This window comes from Sphingomonas mucosissima, assembly GCF_002197665.1.
Taxonomy (GTDB): Bacteria; Pseudomonadota; Alphaproteobacteria; order Sphingomonadales; family Sphingomonadaceae; genus Sphingomonas; species Sphingomonas mucosissima.
Map to the genome: position 1 here is coordinate 168,913 of NZ_NBBJ01000004.1, position 15,872 is coordinate 184,784.

The window sequence follows — 15,872 nt, forward strand, 5'->3', positions numbered from 1 at the left end:
GGTCAGCGCAAAGCGACACCGCTGCCAAGCGACACAGGCTTGCCCCTCAGCACTCGCCTGTACACATGCCGGGGCGTGATCGTCACCCGCTTCGCCCCCTCGCCTACCGGCCGGCTGCACCTCGGCCATGCGTATAGCGCGATCCTCGCGCATGATTTCGCGCGCCGCCAGGGCGGTCGTTTCCTGCTGCGGATCGAAGACATTGACGGCACGCGCAGCCGCCCGGAACATGTCAAAACGATCATCGCCGATCTCGCTTGGCTCGGCCTTTCCTGGGACGGCGACGTCGTCCACCAGTCGCAGCGTCTCTCCGCCTACGCCGGGGCGCTCGACCGGCTGCGCGAGATGGGTCTTCTCTATCGCTGCTATTGCACGCGGGCAGAGATCGCCGCAGCAAGCCTGTCCGCTCCGCACGGCGCCGAGCCGATCTATCCCGGCACCTGCCGTGTGCTGACCCGGCAAAATGCCGAGCGCCCGCATTGCTGGCGCCTCGACATGGCGCGCGCCACGGCCATCGCGGGACCGCTCACTTGGCAAGATCACGGCCGGACGATCGTTGCCGACCCGCTCACGGCCGGCGACGTTGTGCTCGCCCGCAAGGACGCGCCCGCCAGCTACCATCTCGCGGTCACCGTCGACGATGCATGGCAGGGCGTGACCGATGTGGTGCGCGGGCAGGATCTGTTTGCTGCCACCCATGTTCACCGCCTGCTCCAGGCGCTGCTTGGCCTGCCGACGCCCGCCTATCACCACCACCGCCTCCTTACCGGGCCCGACGGCGTCCGGCTCGCCAAGCGCCACGGCGCACCGGCGCTGGCGGCCCTTCGCGAAGGGGGTTCGAATGGGCTGGCGCTTGCGACGGAACTGCGCGTCGGACGGGTTCCCATCGGTGCCACCGATACCTAGATTAGACGCATGCAAACCTTCCTGATCATCCTCCTCGTTGCGGCGCTGCTTGCGACGCTGGTCGCGCTCGTGCGCGGCATTGTCGCATTCCTGCAGAGCGCCAGTGCGGAGGCGCGGGGAACCGGCACCTCCGGGCCGACGCAGAGCCAGCTCAAGTCGAACAAGATGATGCAGCAGCGGATCCTGTTCCAGGCGCTGGCCGTCATCATCGTCGTCGTGCTGCTGTTCTCCGCCGGGCGCACCTGATCGTCGGCGGCGCGCGCGCCGCTTTGATGAACCAAAAGGCTGACCGTTGGTTAAACCTTGATCGAGGTTAACGGATGGTCGACGGGGCAAACTCCGCGTGCCGTCCTTGCCCGTGCGCGCTTGCGCCGCGGCGATCATGATGGAAGGCTACGACAGTAGATGCAGCCGCGCGAAGCCGCCTTGCCCGATGATCTCGCCACTCGCTTTGGTCAGGTCCGATCGCTGAGCGAAGCACTTGCCGCGCCGTTGAGCGACGCCGACGCCACCGTCCAGTCGATGGACGATGCCTCCCCTGCCAAATGGCACCTGGCGCATACCACCTGGTTCTTCGAGACCTTTATTCTGCGCGATCACGTGCCCGGCTATCGGCTGCACGATCCGCGCTTCCCGTTCCTCTTCAACAGCTATTATGAGGCCGAGGGACGCCGCCACGCGCGCGGCCGACGCGGCATGGTGACCCGCCCGACCTTGGCCGACGTGAAGGCGTATCGCGGGGCCGTGGATGCCGCGCTGATCGCAGCCTTGCCGTCGCTTGACAATGCAGCGCGCGGCTTGGTGGAGCTTGGCTGTCATCATGAGCAGCAGCATCAGGAATTGCTGCTGACCGACGTGCTCCACCTGTTCTCCGAAAATCCGCTTGAGCCGGCCTTGTGGTCGCCTGCCCCGAAGATCCCCGTGGCAGTGCCCGACGCTATCGGCTGGATCGACCATGACGAAGGCGTGGTCGAGATTGGCCATGACGGTCGCGGTTTCGCGTTCGATTGCGAGGGGCCACGCCATCGCACGTTGCTCTCGCCGCATTCTCTCGCCGACCGCACCGTTACCAATGGCGAATGGCAGCAATTCATTGCCGACGGCGGCTATCGCGAGCCGCGCTGCTGGCTGGCCGATGGCTGGGCGTGGCTGCAACGTGAGGGAATTCATGCCCCGCTCTATTGGGAAGACCGCGACGGCGTCTGGACCCGCTTCGGGCTGGACGGCCGCCGGCCGATCGATCCTGCCGCGCCGGTGACGCATGTCAGCTTCTATGAGGCGGATGCCTATGCCAGCTGGGCCGGCGCGCGCCTTCCCACCGAGGCGGAATGGGAAGCGGCAGCTGCCGCCTACGATCCGCGCGGCGGCAATCAGCTTGATGCCGCCAGCGCGGTTGAGCCGCGGCCAGCGGAGGGCAGCCCGGCGTTCTTCGGCGACGTGTGGGAATGGACCGGCAGCGCCTATCGCCCGTACCCCGGCTTTGCGGCGGCCGATGGCGCCGTCGGCGAGTATAACGGCAAGTTCATGAGCGGCCAGTTCGTGCTGCGCGGGGGATCCTGCGCGACGCCGCGGGGCCATGCGCGCGCCTCCTACCGCAACTTCTTCTACCCCCATCAGCGCTGGCAATTCACCGGCGTGCGGCTGGCCCGCGATCGCTGACACCACCCCGCACGGCGCAAGGGCAAATGCTCGGCGACGAACGACGGCACGAACAGGAAGGACGCCCATGCTGAAGCAGGAAATGGAGGACGGCCAGGCCTCCCTCGCCGACCCGCAGTTCCGTGCGGATGTGCTGAATGGCCTGGCGCTTCGCCCGCGCGCGATGCCCGCCCGCTGGTTCTACGACCGGCGCGGCTCGGACCTGTTCGAGGAAATCACCCGGCTGCCTGAATATTATCCGACGCGCACCGAGACCGCGCTTCTCCAGCGGATCGCGCCCGAGCTTGCTGGTCACATCCCCGCAGGCGCCGCCGTGGTGGAGTTCGGCTCCGGCTCGTCGACCAAGACGCCGCTGGTGCTCGATGCCGTGCAGCCCAGCGCCTATGTGCCGATCGACATTTCCGGCGACATGCTGCGCGAATCCTCGCGCATCGTCTCGGATCGCTATCCCGGCCTTCTCGTGCTCCCGTTCGAAGCGGATTTCACGCGGCTGGTCGATCTGCCGCGCACCATTGCGAACGCGCCCAAGCTCGGTTTCTTCCCCGGCTCGACGATCGGCAATCTGATCCCGCGCGCCGCGGTGGATCTGCTGCGCGCGATGCGCGGTTCGCTGGGCGAGGGCGCGCGCCTGCTGATCGGCATGGATCGGATCAAGGACGAAGCCGTGCTGGTCCGCGCCTATGACGATGCGGCGGGCGTGACGGCAGCGTTCAACTGCAATCTCCTCGCCCGCATCAATCGCGAGCTGGACGGCACCATCCCGCTCGACGCCTTTCGCCACCGCGCGATCTGGAACGACGATCGCGCGCGGATCGAGATGCACCTGGAGGCAACGCGCGATGTCTCGTTCGAGGTCGAAGGCCGCCCCTTCTCGATCCCCGCCGGCGAGACCATCCACACCGAAAACAGCCACAAATATGGCCCGCGCGATGCCCGCATCCTGTTGCGCGCTGGCGGCTGGACGCCGTTGACCGAATGGACCGACCCCGACGGCCTGTTCGCCGTCATCCTTGCAGAAGCGCAGCCGGAACGCTTCGCCCCCTAAACGGCGCCTCTCCTATCCCTGCGCCGGTTGGTCCGGCGCAGGCGCGGGTCACGTCACCGCCGCGCGCGCCGCATAGGCCGGGTCACGCCAGGCTCCAGCCTCCATCACCGCCGCGATGATCTCCACGGCACGCCAAACATCCTCATGAGACGTGTACAGCGGCGTCAGCCCGAGCCGCAGGACATTGGGCGCGCGGAAATCGCCGACCACCCCGTGCGCGATCAGCGCCTGGCAGATCTCCCAGGCATGTTCATGCGCCACGCTGACGTGGCTGCCGCGCGCCGCCGGATCGCGCGGCGTGACCAGGGTAAAGCGAGCCTCGCCGCACCGCTGCTCGATGCCGGCAATCAGCAACTCGCTCAGCGAGCGGCTCTTGGCCGTCACCTCCGCCATGGTAACCCCGGCGAAACTATCCAGCCCCGCGTCGAGCGCGGCCATGCCGAGGATCGGCGGCGTACCGCACAGGAAGCGCTTCATGCCCTCTGCCGGGGCATAATCGTCGCCAAAGTCGAACGGCGTTTTATGCCCCATCCATCCGGTCAGCGGCGAGCGGAGCCGTTCTTGCCAGCGCCGCGCGACATAGAGGAATGCCGGCGCGCCCGGCCCCCCGTTCAGATATTTGTAGCCGCAGCCAACCGCCAGATCCGCGTCACAGCCGCCGAGGTCGACCTCCACGCCGCCAGCGCTATGGCTCAGATCCCACAGGATCAGCGCGCCCGCCGCATGCGCTGCCGCCGTAAGGCTGGCCATGTCGAGCTTCGCGCCGGTCTTGTAGTGAACATGGGTAAGCACCACGACCGCCGTGTTGCCGTCGATCGCCGCCGCCATCTCACCCGCCGGAACCGTTCGTACCCGCCGCCCCGGCAACACTTCCGCGACGCCCTGCGCGATATACAGGTCGGTCGGGAAATTGCCCGGCTCGGTCAGGATCGTCGTGCGCCCCGGCTGCGCCAGGCACGCAGCAGTGATCAGCTTGAACAGATTGGCGGAGGTGGAATCGGCTACGATCACCTCGTCTTCGCCGGCGCCGATCAGCGGCGCGATGCGGGCGCCCAGCCGCGCCGGCGCCTCGATCCAGCCATGCTTGTTCCAGCTCGCGATCAGGTCCGAGCCCCACTGTTCCTCGACCGCCGCCGCAACCCGCGCCGGCGCATCTCTCGGCAGCGCGCCCAGCGAATTGCCGTCGAGGTAGATCAACCCCTCCGGCAGCGTGAAGCGCGCGCGGCAGGCACGCAGCGGATCGGCCATGTCCATCGCCTGGACGGTGGCGAGATCGGGCCAGTTCATCACAGCACGGCCCTCACGGTCAGCAATTCGGGAAAGAACACTTGGTCGATCACGCGCGCCAGGTACGGCACGCCCGCGGTACCGCCAGTGCCCCGCTTGAAGCCGATCACCCGCTCCACCGTCTTCAGATGCCCGAACCGCCACAGCTGAAAGCGGTATTCGAGGTCAACCAGCTTCTCGGCCAGCTCATAGAGGTTCCAGTAACGCTCGGGCGATGCGTAGATCTCGCGCCAGCACGCCTCCACCCCGGGCGATGCTTCATACGGCTTCGTAACGTCGCGCGTCAGCTGTTCCTCCGGAACGGGCAATCCGGCGCGCGCGAGCGCCCGGAGCGCCTCGTCATAAATGCTTGGCTGTTCCAGCGCGTCCTGCAGCATGGCTTGCAGAGGCGGCGCATCGGCGAACACGCGGACCATGGCCGCGTTCTTGTTCCCCATCAGGAATTCCATCGCGCGATATTGGTGCGACTGGAAGCCGGAGCTTGAGCCGAGCTTGCCGCGCATCGCGGAATAATCGGCCGGCGTGATCGTCGCCAATATTTCCCAGCTGCCGATCAATTGCTGCTGCACCCGCGCCACGCGCGCCATCATCTTGAACGCGGTATCGAGCCGATCCTCGGCAATCGCGGTGCGCGCCGCCGTCAGTTCATGCAGGCACAATTTCATCCACAATTCGGAGGCCTGGTGGATGACGATGAACAGCATCTCGTCATGCGTCTCGGACAGCGGCGTCTGGCACGCGAGAAGCGCTTCCAGCCGAAGATAGCCGGCATAGGTCAACTCGCTGGCCTGGGTCTCGGCGGAAGGATCAGAGCGTTTTTCCATGACACTGTTCCTAGCGCGATTGGCCGCGCAGGCGCAGCCCGTTCGTTGACCAAGCCATTCTCCGCCGTCCTATTTCTCCGCCTCCCCGGCCATACTGCGTTTATTGTGCACCCACGATTGCCGGCGAGGGAACGCCCTTCTTAGGCTGCGGGGCGAGGATGACGCGGCTGATGACAGTCGTATGCTGCAACCGCTAAGCATGAGTCATGGATTATGTCGGATTGAAGAGCGCTGTTGCGAGCATGTTCGAAAGCGGCAGCGACACCATCGCGCATATTCATGGGGGCATGGCCGTGCTCATGCTGGCGCGGCTGATCACGCGCCGGTCGCTGGCCACGCCCGTGCCACTTGCCTGTGTCGTGGTTCTTCAGGTGATCAACGAATGTGTCGACCGGTACAATCATGGATCCTGGCGGTGGCCGGATACGATCGCTGACACGGTGAACACGCTGTTCTGGCCGACCGTATTGTTCGTCGGTCTTCGCCTGCGCCGCCTTCGCGAAAACCCACCGGTCGTCACGACGAAGCAGGTCTGAAAGAGCGCCCGGCGCCCGGCGCGCCTATCAATGCGCGCCGGGAACGCGCCGTTCAGGACGCCTTATTCCGGCTCCACCCTCACGCTCGGCCGGCGATTGATGATCACGCCGCGCTCGGCCATCTCTTTCGCAAAGTCATGTCGCGCATCGGCGACTTCGCGGCGATACTCGGCCCATGCGTCTACGCGATCCGCCGGATCGTCGGCACGTGCAAGATCCTTGCGTAGCTCGCGCCGCGCTTCGCTCAGGTCGGTCTTGTAATCCAGATAATGTGAATTGCTGTCGTCATAAACAGCGCCGCGGAAAGGCTTGTCACCGGCATAGGCCGGCGCCGCAGCAACAAGCGGAATACTGGCCGCGGCCAGAGCAATGATGATCTTCATACGCCTCCTCCAATTACTTCTTTCGGAGGATCGATTAAACGGGGATCTGCATCATCTGGTTCCATCGCATCGGGTCCTGAGCGGCGAGAGCCCGGATCAATTGCGTGTTTACTCTGCGCTGACTTCCACCACCAAGAAAGGCGGAAGGCGGAAAACGCGATCTTCAACGGGTCATACGACGACGATCCTCGGCATCGAGCGCGCTCAGCGACAATCCCCTGCTTTCCCGCATGAACATCGCCGCGATCAGGCTGATGGCAGCGCTGGCGCTCACATAAATGGCGAGCGGCATCCAATCGTCATACGCCCGCAGCATGGCAGCGCCGATAAGGGGCGCCCAGGAACCGGCGACGATTGCCGTCACCTGATAGCCGAGTGAAACCCCGGAATAGCGCATCCGCGTCGGGAACATCTCTGCCATGATCGCCGGCTGCGGTGCGTACATGATGCCGTGCACCACCAGCCCGGCCATGATCGCCGCCAGCATCGTGACGGTGTCGCCGGTGTCGAACATCGGAAATGCCGCGAAGGGCCATCCGATGGCGAGTGCCGCCCCCAACAAATAGACCGGGCGGCGTCCGAACTTGTCCGCCGCGGCGCCGACGATCGGAATCACGAGGACATGGAGCAAATGGCCGAGGAACAGCAGCCCGAGGATTCGGCTGGTCGCAATGCCGCGATGAGCCAAATAGGTGATCGAGAAGGTGACCACCATGTAATACAGGATGTTCTCGCCGAAGCGGAGTGCCATGGCGTTGAACACGGCTCGCGGATACCTGCGGAATACCTCCACGACACCATGGCCGGTATCGGCGCCGCGCTCCACGTCCTTGCGAGCGGCATGGAAAAGCGGCGAGTCGCTCACTTGCGTGCGGATGTAATAGCCGATCGCGATGATGATGACCGACAGCCAGAAGGCGACGCGCCATCCCCACGCCAGGAATGCTTCCTCCGACAGAAAGGTGGAAAGCAGAAGCAGCACGATCGTCGCCAGCACGTTGCCGAGCGGCACGCCCGCCTGCGGAAAGCTGCCCCAGAAGGCGCGGCTGCGATTGGGGCTATGCTCCGTCACCAGCAGCACCGCGCCACCCCATTCGCCGCCAAGCGCAAAGCCCTGGATGAACCGCAACGTCACCAGCAGGGCCGGCGCCCAATAGCCGATGGTGCCAAAGCCGGGTAGGCAGCCCATGAGGAACGTCGACGCGCCGATCAGCACCAGGCTGAATTGCAGCAGCGACTTGCGCCCGATCCGATCCCCGATGTGGCCGAACACCACGCCGCCGAGCGGCCGCGCGATAAAGCCCACCGCGTACGTGGCAAAGGCCGCGATGATGCCGTCGAGATCGTTGCCCGATTGGGGAAAGAACAGCTTGCCGAAAACCAGCGTTGCGGCCGTGCCGTAAAGAAAGAACTCATACCATTCGACGATGGTGCCGGCCATCGATGCACCGACCACCTTGCGCAGATGGGACAGGTCGGCCCGGTCTTCGTGTTGCAACTCTCTTCCCCTCCAGCGCGCCGCAATGCCGTCACACTACGCGACCTGCCGCCGACTTAGATCGCCGGCCGCGCCTTGCCCAGCGCCTGCCGTCTTCGCCTCCGCTCGCCTCAATCATGCGGTTCTGGGAAGGGTTGAACAGATGAGGCCGATATGCTGGCGCAGTGGTAACGTTCGCGGCCGAACCCGACCAACCCTGGACCACCGGCACCCCGGCAAATGTATCATCGCGGCCGACCGGTGGGGGACACTTCCGGCAAATCGCCTATAATGCGGGATATGGAGAGGGTTGAGCCACCGAGCCGCCGCCGCGCGCCGCGGCGCGATGCGCAAGAACGACGCGAGGCGCTGATCACCTCTGCTCTCCTGTGCTTCACCGCCGAGGGCTATCGCGTCCCGCTCGATACGATTGCTGAGCGCGCAGGCGTGGGGCGCGGCACGCTTTACCGGAATTTCAAGGATCGCGACGCGCTCGTGTTGGCGATCCTTTCGCGCGAAGCAGACCGGCTGGACCAGAGCATCGACCCCAGTCGACCGCTGGTGAATATTCTAACGGATTTCGTGCGGGGCGCAGCAGTTGCATCATCGATTTTCGCCCGGATCGCTGCGGATCTTCAACTGGATGAAGCAAACCGAGCAGGGCTGGAAGCGCTAAGCCACAGGCTTCAGGGGATCTTGGAACCCGCTGTCCGCGCGGCGCAGCAGCGCGGCGAGATCGCCGGGTCCGTCACCCCGCGCGACATCGTTTTCACGGCCCGCATGGCCAGCGCGGTGATGCTGCCATTCCTGAGCGAGGACGAAGTGGCAGAGCAGGTCAGCGCCGCATTCCGCTTGCTGTTTGACGGCTTGCGCCCGCGCTAATCGCTAGTGCGCTCCAACCGACCACGCTCTGCGACTACGGTACAGCTTTACAGTCGCGGTCCCGCTACGGCGCGAACCGCTTGCTTCGGCTTTTCGTCGATCAGCTTGGCAATCGCTGGGGTACGCGTGTCAGCCCTCGCATAGTCCCTGGCGGACATACCGGCGACATTGTCGGTCTGATCGGGGTTCGCGCCGACTGCCAAGAGGCTACGCACGAGCGGAAGGTCCCGCTTTTGCACCGCGCGGATCAGCGGCGTCTCGCCGCCGCCATTGCCAAGGTTCGGGTTGGCCTTCGCCGCCGCCAGAATGTCGACCAGCGCGTTCTGACCATATTGCACCGCCAGCAACAGCGGCGTGTCGCCGCGGCCGTCGCGCATGTTGGGATCTGCGCCACGCGCCAGCAGGAAGCGCAGATAGGTCGCGTCGCCGCGCTTCACGACGATGTGCAGCGCACCTTCGCCGGTCGTAATGTCGCGGGCATTGACGATGCGCTGCCCCGGCTGATCCAGCATCTTCACGACTTCATCGCCGCTCGATTTACGAACAGCTTCGAGGAATTTGTAACCCTGCGACTGCTGCTGCGCAGCGGCGGGCAGCGCCACAAGGATAAGTAAAGGGGCGAACAGGCGGCGAAGCGTCTTCACAGGCAAACGATCCATCTGGTGGTTGCAGCGCTCGATCTAACAGATCAAGGCTGCCGGTGCCATGAACGTCCGTGCTTTTGCCTGGCTCGCGCCACTCGCCCTTCTTGCTTGCTCGCCAGACCAGTCTCCCGCGGCTCCACCGCTTGAGGGGGCAAGGATCGGCGGCTCCTTTGCCTTGACTGATCAGGACGGAAAGCGCCTGTCCGACTCAGCGCTCGCTGGCCGGTACCGTATCATGTATTTCGGCTACACATTCTGCCCCGATGTCTGCCCCGTGGACGTCCAGAACCTGGCGGCAGGGCTGAAGCTCCTCGAACGGAGCGCCCCGGCGCTCGCGAAACGCGTCGTACCGGTGTTCATCACCATCGACCCCGAGCGTGACACCTCGCCCGTTCTGAAGCAGTTCGTCTCGGCCTTTCACCCGCGCATGATTGGCCTGACTGGGACGTCAGAAGAAATCTCCAAGGTGGCCAAGGAGTTCGCGATCTTTTATCAACGGGGAAAGGGCACAGCGGACGGATATATGATGGATCACAGTCGCCAGGCCTATTTGATGTCGCCCGACGGCAAGCCGCTCGCCCTGCTGCCGCAGGACGGGACACCCCAGGCGATCGCTGACGAAATCAAGCGCTGGGCGAAATGACGCGCTTTTGGGAAGACACGCCGCTCGACAAGCTGGACCGCGGACAGTGGGAGGCCCTTTGCGACGGCTGCGGCAAATGCTGCCTCCACAAATTGGAAGACGAGGAAACGGGCGAGCTCTTCGCGACAAACGTCGCCTGTCGATTGCTAGACCGGCGCAGCGGCCAGTGTTCCAATTATCGGCACCGGCACGCCTATGTTTCCGAATGCGTGCGCCTGTCGATGCGCAACGTCGATGCGATTAAGTGGCTGCCAAGCACCTGCGCATACCGGCTGAGGCTGAACAATGAGCCGCTCCCCGAGTGGCATTATCTGAATTCCGGCGATCGCGATGCTGTCCACTGGGCTGGCGAATCGGTGCGAGGGTGGACGATCAGTGAGGACGATGCGGGCGAACTGGAATATCACATGACCGACCGGCGGTTGTGACCGCCAGACGCGTCACACAGCCACGCTCAATGCCCGGCCGCTCGTGATCGAAGACGTTGAGATTGTTCGCCACCCAACCGCCCGGCGGATCAAGCTGGCGTTCGATCCTGCCAGCGGCCGGTTCCGGCTGACGGTTCCAAAGCGCGCCTCCGGCACCAAGGCACTCGCCTGGGCGGCGGAGCATCAGGAATGGATGGCCGCACAACGCGCCGCGCTGCCGAATGCACACCCGTTCGCGCCGGGCGTGCGGATTCCGTTTGGTGATGACTCATTGTTGATCGATTGGCACGAAGGCGCATCGCGCATCGTGCAACGCGTGGGCGATCGGCTGGCAATTTCTGGTCCGCCATCCACGGTGCCGCGTCGGGTGGAAGCTTGGTTGCGGCGCGAGGCGCTCCGCCTGCTGGAGACGGATACCAGCTTCTACGCGGCCCGGGCGGGCGTCCGTGTAGACCGAGTGACGATTGGTGACCCTCGCAGTCGCTGGGGAAGTTGCAGCAGTGCGGGCGCCATTCGCTACAGCTGGCGCCTGGTGCTCGCGCCGACTGAGGTGCGCAAGGCGACTGTAGCGCACGAGGTGGCGCATCGCATCCACATGAACCACTCCCCCGCCTTTCACGCGCTGGTTGCAACGCTATACGGCAGTGATCCGACCCCACATCGCCAATGGCTGCGCACCCACGGCGCCCAACTTCACTGGTACGGCCGTTCATCCACTAGCGGGGGCTGAGGTCGTCTGTCGCGGCGAGGCTCGCGAGCCGCGTCCCGCCCGGTAACACGGTCGATCCAATCCTGATCAAGCCGCTGTGCCGGCGGCGGCGCAGGCGCTGCCTCCTCGTCATACCCTTCTGGAACCGGCCGCTCGGCGCGGGGCGACGGCCGTTCGATGCCCCGGCCATAACTCTCTTCGGGGACCGGCACCCCATCGACCGCCACAGGCGCGCCGGTCTCATCCAGGAACACACTGTTGTCGGGTTCGCCGAAATAACTCTCCTCGTCCGGTTCGAGCTGCCATTCCGGGAGGGTCACTTCGGTCTCGAACTGCTCGATGGGCCGCTTTGCCACCGCCTTTGCCATGAACTGGGCAAACGCACGTGCAGGCGCAGCACCGCCCTGCAGGCCACCGATCGGCTTGGCATCATCACGCCCCATCCAGACGCCCGTGGTGAGGCCGGAAGAGAAGCCAAGGAACCAGCCGTCCTTGGATGACGAAGTGGTACCGGTCTTGCCCGCCACCGGACGGCCGATCTGGGCTGCGCGGCCAGTGCCGGTGTTCACGGCCGTCTGCAGCAGATCCGTCATCTGCGCCGCCACATAGGGTGCGACGAGCACACGGCTGCGATCCACCTCCTGCTGGTAGATCACTTCATTGTTCGCCGTGACCTTGGTGATGCCATAGGGCGTTATCGCCACGCCCTTGTTCGCCACGCTGGCAAAGGCGCGCGTCATGTCGATCAACCGGACGTCTGACGTGCCAAGCACCATTGAGGGCTGCGTGTTGACCGGGGACGTGATCCCAAAACGGCGCGCCATGTCCGCAACGGTGGTGAAGCCAACCTGCTGCCCCAACTTCGCCGCCACCGTGTTGAGCGAATAGGCAAATGCCGTGCGGAGGGTGACCTGACCCGAATAGCGCCGCGAGCTGTTGCGTGGGCTCCAGCCACCGATCGTGACCGGCTCGTCGACCACCGTCGACTCCGGCGTCATCCCCGCTTCCAGAGCCGCCAGGTAGACGAACAGCTTGAACGCGGAGCCGGGCTGGCGCTGCGCCTGCGTGGCACGGTTATAGATCGACGAGACATAATCCTTGCCGCCGACCATGGCGCGCACGGCGCCGTCGCGATCGAGCGCGACCAGCGCGCCCTGTGCCCCGGCCGGCGAATTCGCCCGAACGGCGGCATCGGCCGCCCGCTGCATATCGAGGTCCAGCGTCGTCCAGACTTCGAGCGGGCGCTCCGTTTCGTCGATCAACAATTCGAGCTGCGGCAACGCCCAGTCGGTGAAATAGCGCACGCTGTTCTGCTTGGGCTCGGGCGCGAGCTTGACCGCGTTGGGATCGGCCGTCTGCGCTTCTCCGGGGCTGATGTCACCGTTCTCGGCCATGACACGCAGCACGACCTGCGCCCGATCAACCGCGGCCTGCGCATCGGCCGTGGGCGAATAATTGGATGGCGCCTTAACCAGCCCGGCAATGATCGCCGCCTCGCTCAGCGACAAGCGATTGGCGCCGTGGCCGAAGAACTTGCGTGATGCGGCGTCGATCCCATAGGCGCCGCCGCCGTAATAGACCTTGTTGAGGTACAGCTCGAGAACCTCGGCCTTGCTGAACTTGCGCTCCATCGCGAGCGCCAGGATCCACTCGCGGAACTTGCGACCGAACTTCTTCTGATTGTTGAGGAAGACGTTACGCGCGAGCTGCTGCGTGATGGTGGATCCGCCCTGCACCCAGCGTCCACGATCAAGGCGGACCTTGACCGAGCGGGCAACCCCGATCGGATCGACGCCGATATGAGTGTAGAAGCGCTTGTCCTCCACGGCGACGGTGGCGTCCCGCATCACGCGGGGGATGCGGTCAAACGGCAGCCATTCGCCATAGCTCGGGCCGATGGAAACCAGCACCGTGCCATCCGCGGCGTGCACCCGGATCATCTGGCCATTGGGGGAGGATTTCAGCTCCTCGAACGAGGGCAGCTGCGCACGCGCGATGTAAACCGCGGTCACAAGCGCACCAAGCGCCAGCACCGCGAGCGCGATCATCACCTTGATCGTGATCGACAGGCGACGGCGCCAGGGCGAACGGGGAGCAGGGGCGCGGGCCATCGAAGCGCCTTGTGGGATAGAAGCTTAGGCGGGGCTTAACAAGATGGACGATGCGCCGCGCCGACCACGGACGGAACGGCGCGTGCGATCGCTCAGCCGCGTGGCTGAAAGTCCAGGCTGACCGAGTTCATGCAATAACGCAGGCCAGTCGGCGGCGGACCATCGGGGAAGACGTGGCCGAGATGGCTGTCACACCGGCCGCAGCGCGATTCGGTCCGCACCATGCCGTGGCTGATGTCTCGGTGATCCGTCACGACCTCGGGCGAGAGCGGCTGGGTGAAGCTGGGCCAGCCCGAGCCGGAGTCGTACTTGTCGGCGCTGTCGAACAATTCCAGCGCGCAGGCGGCGCAATGATAGATGCCGTCCGCCTTGTAATCATTGTACTTGCCGGCGAACGCCCGTTCGGTGCCCGCCTCGCGCAGCACATGATATTGTTCGGGCGTAAGCCGTTCTTTCCACTCGGCTTCCGACAGATTCAACTGATCCATGGGCGACTGATCTCCGTGATTGGCCCTGCATCTGGGTTCGCGGAGAAGGCAGCGCAAGTCAGTCGTTGGACCAGCGCGCCCAGATGGCGGTGGGAAGCACGAGGCCGCGCGCTTCCTCGCGCACGCCAAGCTCGCCGCATTCCACGGTGCCGGGCAGGTCGGCGAACGCCTGGCGCAGCATCTCCCCAATCGCGAGCGCGGACATGCGCACGGCGTAGACGGTGAGGAACAGCGCGCGGGAATTGCCGTCGAGCAGCTGGCGGCAATCGGCGATCAGGCCGGGGAGATGCTCCTCCAGCCGCCAGATCTCGCCATCCGGGCCGCGGCCGTATTTGGGTGGATCGAGCAGGATCGCGTCATAGCGGCGGCCGCGGCGCACCTCTCGCGCGACGAACTTGGCCGCATCCTCGACGATCCAGCGGATCGGGCGGTCGGCCATGGCCGAGAGGCGGGCGTTGGCGCGTGCCGCCTCGACTGACTTCTTGGACGCGTCGACATGGACCATCTTGGACCCCGCCGCCGACAGCGCGAGCGTGCCGACGCCGGTATAACCGAACAAATTCAACGCCTCAGGCTCGGGAACCCCGTCCAGCCGCTCGCGCAGCCAGGACCAGACCGGCGCCATGTCGGGGAAGAAGCCGAGGTGGCGGAAGGGCGTGTTCTGCGCGGTGAAGCGCACGGCGCCAGGGCCGACGCCCCAGGCGAGCGGCCAGCCATCGCGCGGCACCGGGCGGCTGTAATGCCACTGGCCGCCGCCATCCTCATCGCTGCCGGGGATAAATTCTCCGTGCGATTTCCAATCGTTATCGGCCGGCGCCCAGAGCGCCTGCGGCTCGGGGCGAATGAACCGATAGTCGCCGTAGCGCTCCAGCTTGCGACCATGGCCGCAATCGACGAGGCCATAGTCGCCCCAGGGTTCACCAATAAGCGTGTCGAGTTTCATGGGAGGAGCGTTACCGCCATGTTGATGGACTTGGAACCGCCGGGCGGGACCAGGAAGACGCCGGGTTTGTCTGCAAATTCATCGGCATAGCCCTCCGGATCGGCGATACCGTGCCACGGCTCGACGCAGATGTAGCGGGCGCCGGGCTTGGTCCAGATGCCGAGCATCGGGGTGTCGGGGAAGTCGATTTGCAGATGGGGACCACCGGGGGCGCCGTACGTGACGCTGGACGAGCGGACATTGTCCCACACCAGGGCGTCGTGCGCGAATAGTTCGTCGGCGAGGTGAAGCGTGCGGCCGTCCAATGGGGACGGGAGCGAACCGGCCTTGATCGTTCCGTCATCGGCGATGGGTCGGATGCCATCCGGCTCATCTTGGCCGAATGTGATATTGTGCTGGCCTCTTTTTGCGCCGCCGGGCAGCGGCCAAGCGAAAGCGGGATGAAAACCGAAACTCGCAGGCATTTCGTTTACATTCGGATTGGTGATCTCGATTTCGGTTTTGAGCGTCGCGCCGTCCAACCGGAAGGTCGCGTCGAGCGTGAACGCGAAGGGATAATGGACGCGCGTTGCATCGCTGTCCTGCAATCGGAAGGTGGCGTGCGTGGGGCCGTGGTCGATCAGCGTGAACGGCAGGCGGCGGGCGAAGCCGTGCTGCTTCATCGGATACTCCCGGCCGTGGATGCGGATCACTTCGCCCGCTGGCTTGCCGACGACCGGGAAGAGCAAGGGCGCGCGGCCGGTCCAGAAGGCAGGGTCGGCATCGGTCATCAACTCGCGGCCGGCGGCGTCCTTCAGCGAGGAGAGCTCCGCGCCGAGCGGGTTGATCGCCGCCGTGAGGTGATCGTTCGCGATGGTGATCCAGTCGGTCATGCTCGATCCTAAGCCATTCCGTGATCCCCGCGCAC

Annotated in this window: 18 protein-coding genes; 9 read left to right on the forward strand and 9 right to left on the reverse strand. The window is 65.1% G+C overall.

What is annotated here, in order from left to right:
• Positions 1-39 precede the first annotated feature (39 nt).
• The 4 genes from gluQRS (at position 40) to egtD (ending at position 3,610) form a co-directional block, all read left to right on the forward strand.
• Complete coding sequence (gluQRS, locus tag SPMU_RS12715) at positions 40-906, forward strand: tRNA glutamyl-Q(34) synthetase GluQRS (RefSeq protein ID WP_245833276.1); 867 nt, start codon at positions 40-42, stop codon at positions 904-906.
• Positions 907-915: 9 nt separating this feature from the next.
• Complete coding sequence (locus SPMU_RS12720) at positions 916-1,152, forward strand: twin transmembrane helix small protein (RefSeq protein WP_088334281.1); 237 nt, start codon at positions 916-918, stop codon at positions 1,150-1,152.
• A gap of 159 nt (positions 1,153-1,311) precedes the next feature.
• On the forward strand, positions 1,312-2,565 hold the full coding sequence (egtB, locus tag SPMU_RS12725; protein WP_088334282.1) for an ergothioneine biosynthesis protein EgtB: 1,254 nt from the start codon (positions 1,312-1,314) through the stop codon (positions 2,563-2,565).
• Positions 2,566-2,632: 67 nt separating this feature from the next.
• Positions 2,633-3,610, forward strand: a complete 978-nt coding sequence (gene egtD / locus SPMU_RS12730) for an L-histidine N(alpha)-methyltransferase (RefSeq protein ID WP_088334283.1) — start codon at positions 2,633-2,635, stop codon at positions 3,608-3,610.
• A 48-nt stretch (positions 3,611-3,658) separates the two neighbouring features.
• Here egtD and kynU read toward each other — a convergent pair whose 3' ends face one another.
• Positions 3,659-4,897, reverse strand: coding sequence for a kynureninase (kynU, locus tag SPMU_RS12735; protein ID WP_088334284.1), 1,239 nt, complete (start codon positions 4,895-4,897; stop codon positions 3,659-3,661).
• Complete coding sequence (locus SPMU_RS12740; protein ID WP_088334285.1) at positions 4,897-5,721, reverse strand: tryptophan 2,3-dioxygenase; 825 nt, start codon at positions 5,719-5,721, stop codon at positions 4,897-4,899. The genes kynU and SPMU_RS12740 overlap by 1 nt, the downstream gene beginning before the upstream one ends.
• Before the next feature lie 206 nt (positions 5,722-5,927).
• On the opposite strand from SPMU_RS12740, the gene SPMU_RS12745 reads away from it, so the two are divergent.
• On the forward strand, positions 5,928-6,257 hold the full coding sequence (locus tag SPMU_RS12745) for a hypothetical protein (RefSeq protein ID WP_088334286.1): 330 nt from the start codon (positions 5,928-5,930) through the stop codon (positions 6,255-6,257).
• A 62-nt stretch (positions 6,258-6,319) separates the two neighbouring features.
• Here SPMU_RS12745 and SPMU_RS12750 read toward each other — a convergent pair whose 3' ends face one another.
• Positions 6,320-6,640: a hypothetical protein gene (locus SPMU_RS12750; protein ID WP_088334287.1), complete on the reverse strand. Its 321-nt coding sequence runs from the start codon at positions 6,638-6,640 to the stop codon at positions 6,320-6,322.
• Between the two features lie 163 nt (positions 6,641-6,803).
• On the reverse strand, positions 6,804-8,138 hold the full coding sequence (locus SPMU_RS12755; RefSeq protein WP_088334288.1) for an MFS transporter: 1,335 nt from the start codon (positions 8,136-8,138) through the stop codon (positions 6,804-6,806).
• A 279-nt stretch (positions 8,139-8,417) separates the two neighbouring features.
• Here SPMU_RS12755 and SPMU_RS17410 point away from each other — a divergent pair, with 279 nt between their 5' ends.
• Positions 8,418-8,999, forward strand: a complete 582-nt coding sequence (locus tag SPMU_RS17410; protein ID WP_169715723.1) for a TetR/AcrR family transcriptional regulator — start codon at positions 8,418-8,420, stop codon at positions 8,997-8,999.
• Between the two features lie 47 nt (positions 9,000-9,046).
• Here SPMU_RS17410 and SPMU_RS12765 read toward each other — a convergent pair whose 3' ends face one another.
• Positions 9,047-9,658 (reverse strand): ankyrin repeat domain-containing protein, encoded by a 612-nt coding sequence (locus tag SPMU_RS12765; protein WP_088334290.1) that lies wholly within the window; start codon positions 9,656-9,658, stop codon positions 9,047-9,049.
• 46 nt (positions 9,659-9,704) lie between these two features.
• Between SPMU_RS12765 and SPMU_RS12770 the strand changes: the two genes are divergently transcribed.
• The 3 genes from SPMU_RS12770 to SPMU_RS12780 are packed head-to-tail and all read left to right on the forward strand — an operon-like array spanning position 9,705 to position 11,444.
• Positions 9,705-10,286 carry an SCO family protein gene (locus SPMU_RS12770; protein WP_088334291.1) on the forward strand — a complete coding sequence of 194 codons (582 nt, stop codon included), beginning with the start codon at positions 9,705-9,707 and terminating at the stop codon, positions 10,284-10,286.
• Positions 10,283-10,714, forward strand: a complete 432-nt coding sequence (locus tag SPMU_RS12775; RefSeq protein WP_211275800.1) for a YcgN family cysteine cluster protein — start codon at positions 10,283-10,285, stop codon at positions 10,712-10,714. The genes SPMU_RS12770 and SPMU_RS12775 overlap by 4 nt, the downstream gene beginning before the upstream one ends.
• Positions 10,715-10,757: 43 nt before the next feature.
• Positions 10,758-11,444: a M48 family metallopeptidase gene (locus SPMU_RS12780; protein ID WP_088334293.1), complete on the forward strand. Its 687-nt coding sequence runs from the start codon at positions 10,758-10,760 to the stop codon at positions 11,442-11,444.
• Here the strand turns inward: SPMU_RS12780 and SPMU_RS12785 are convergent.
• The 4 genes from SPMU_RS12785 to SPMU_RS12800 form a co-directional block, all read right to left on the reverse strand.
• On the reverse strand, positions 11,408-13,534 hold the full coding sequence (locus SPMU_RS12785; RefSeq protein ID WP_088334294.1) for a transglycosylase domain-containing protein: 2,127 nt from the start codon (positions 13,532-13,534) through the stop codon (positions 11,408-11,410). The two genes, SPMU_RS12780 and SPMU_RS12785, sit on opposite strands and share 37 nt — an antisense overlap.
• 92 nt (positions 13,535-13,626) lie before the next feature.
• Positions 13,627-14,022: a peptide-methionine (R)-S-oxide reductase MsrB gene (gene msrB, locus SPMU_RS12790; protein ID WP_088334295.1), complete on the reverse strand. Its 396-nt coding sequence runs from the start codon at positions 14,020-14,022 to the stop codon at positions 13,627-13,629.
• 58 nt (positions 14,023-14,080) lie between these two features.
• A complete protein-coding gene (locus tag SPMU_RS12795; protein WP_088334296.1) occupies positions 14,081-14,965 on the reverse strand; it encodes an RsmD family RNA methyltransferase in 885 nt (294 codons plus the stop codon).
• Positions 14,962-15,837, reverse strand: coding sequence for an aldose 1-epimerase family protein (locus SPMU_RS12800; protein WP_088334297.1), 876 nt, complete (start codon positions 15,835-15,837; stop codon positions 14,962-14,964). Before SPMU_RS12800 ends, SPMU_RS12795 begins: the two co-directional genes overlap by 4 nt.
• Positions 15,838-15,872 lie beyond the last annotated feature (35 nt).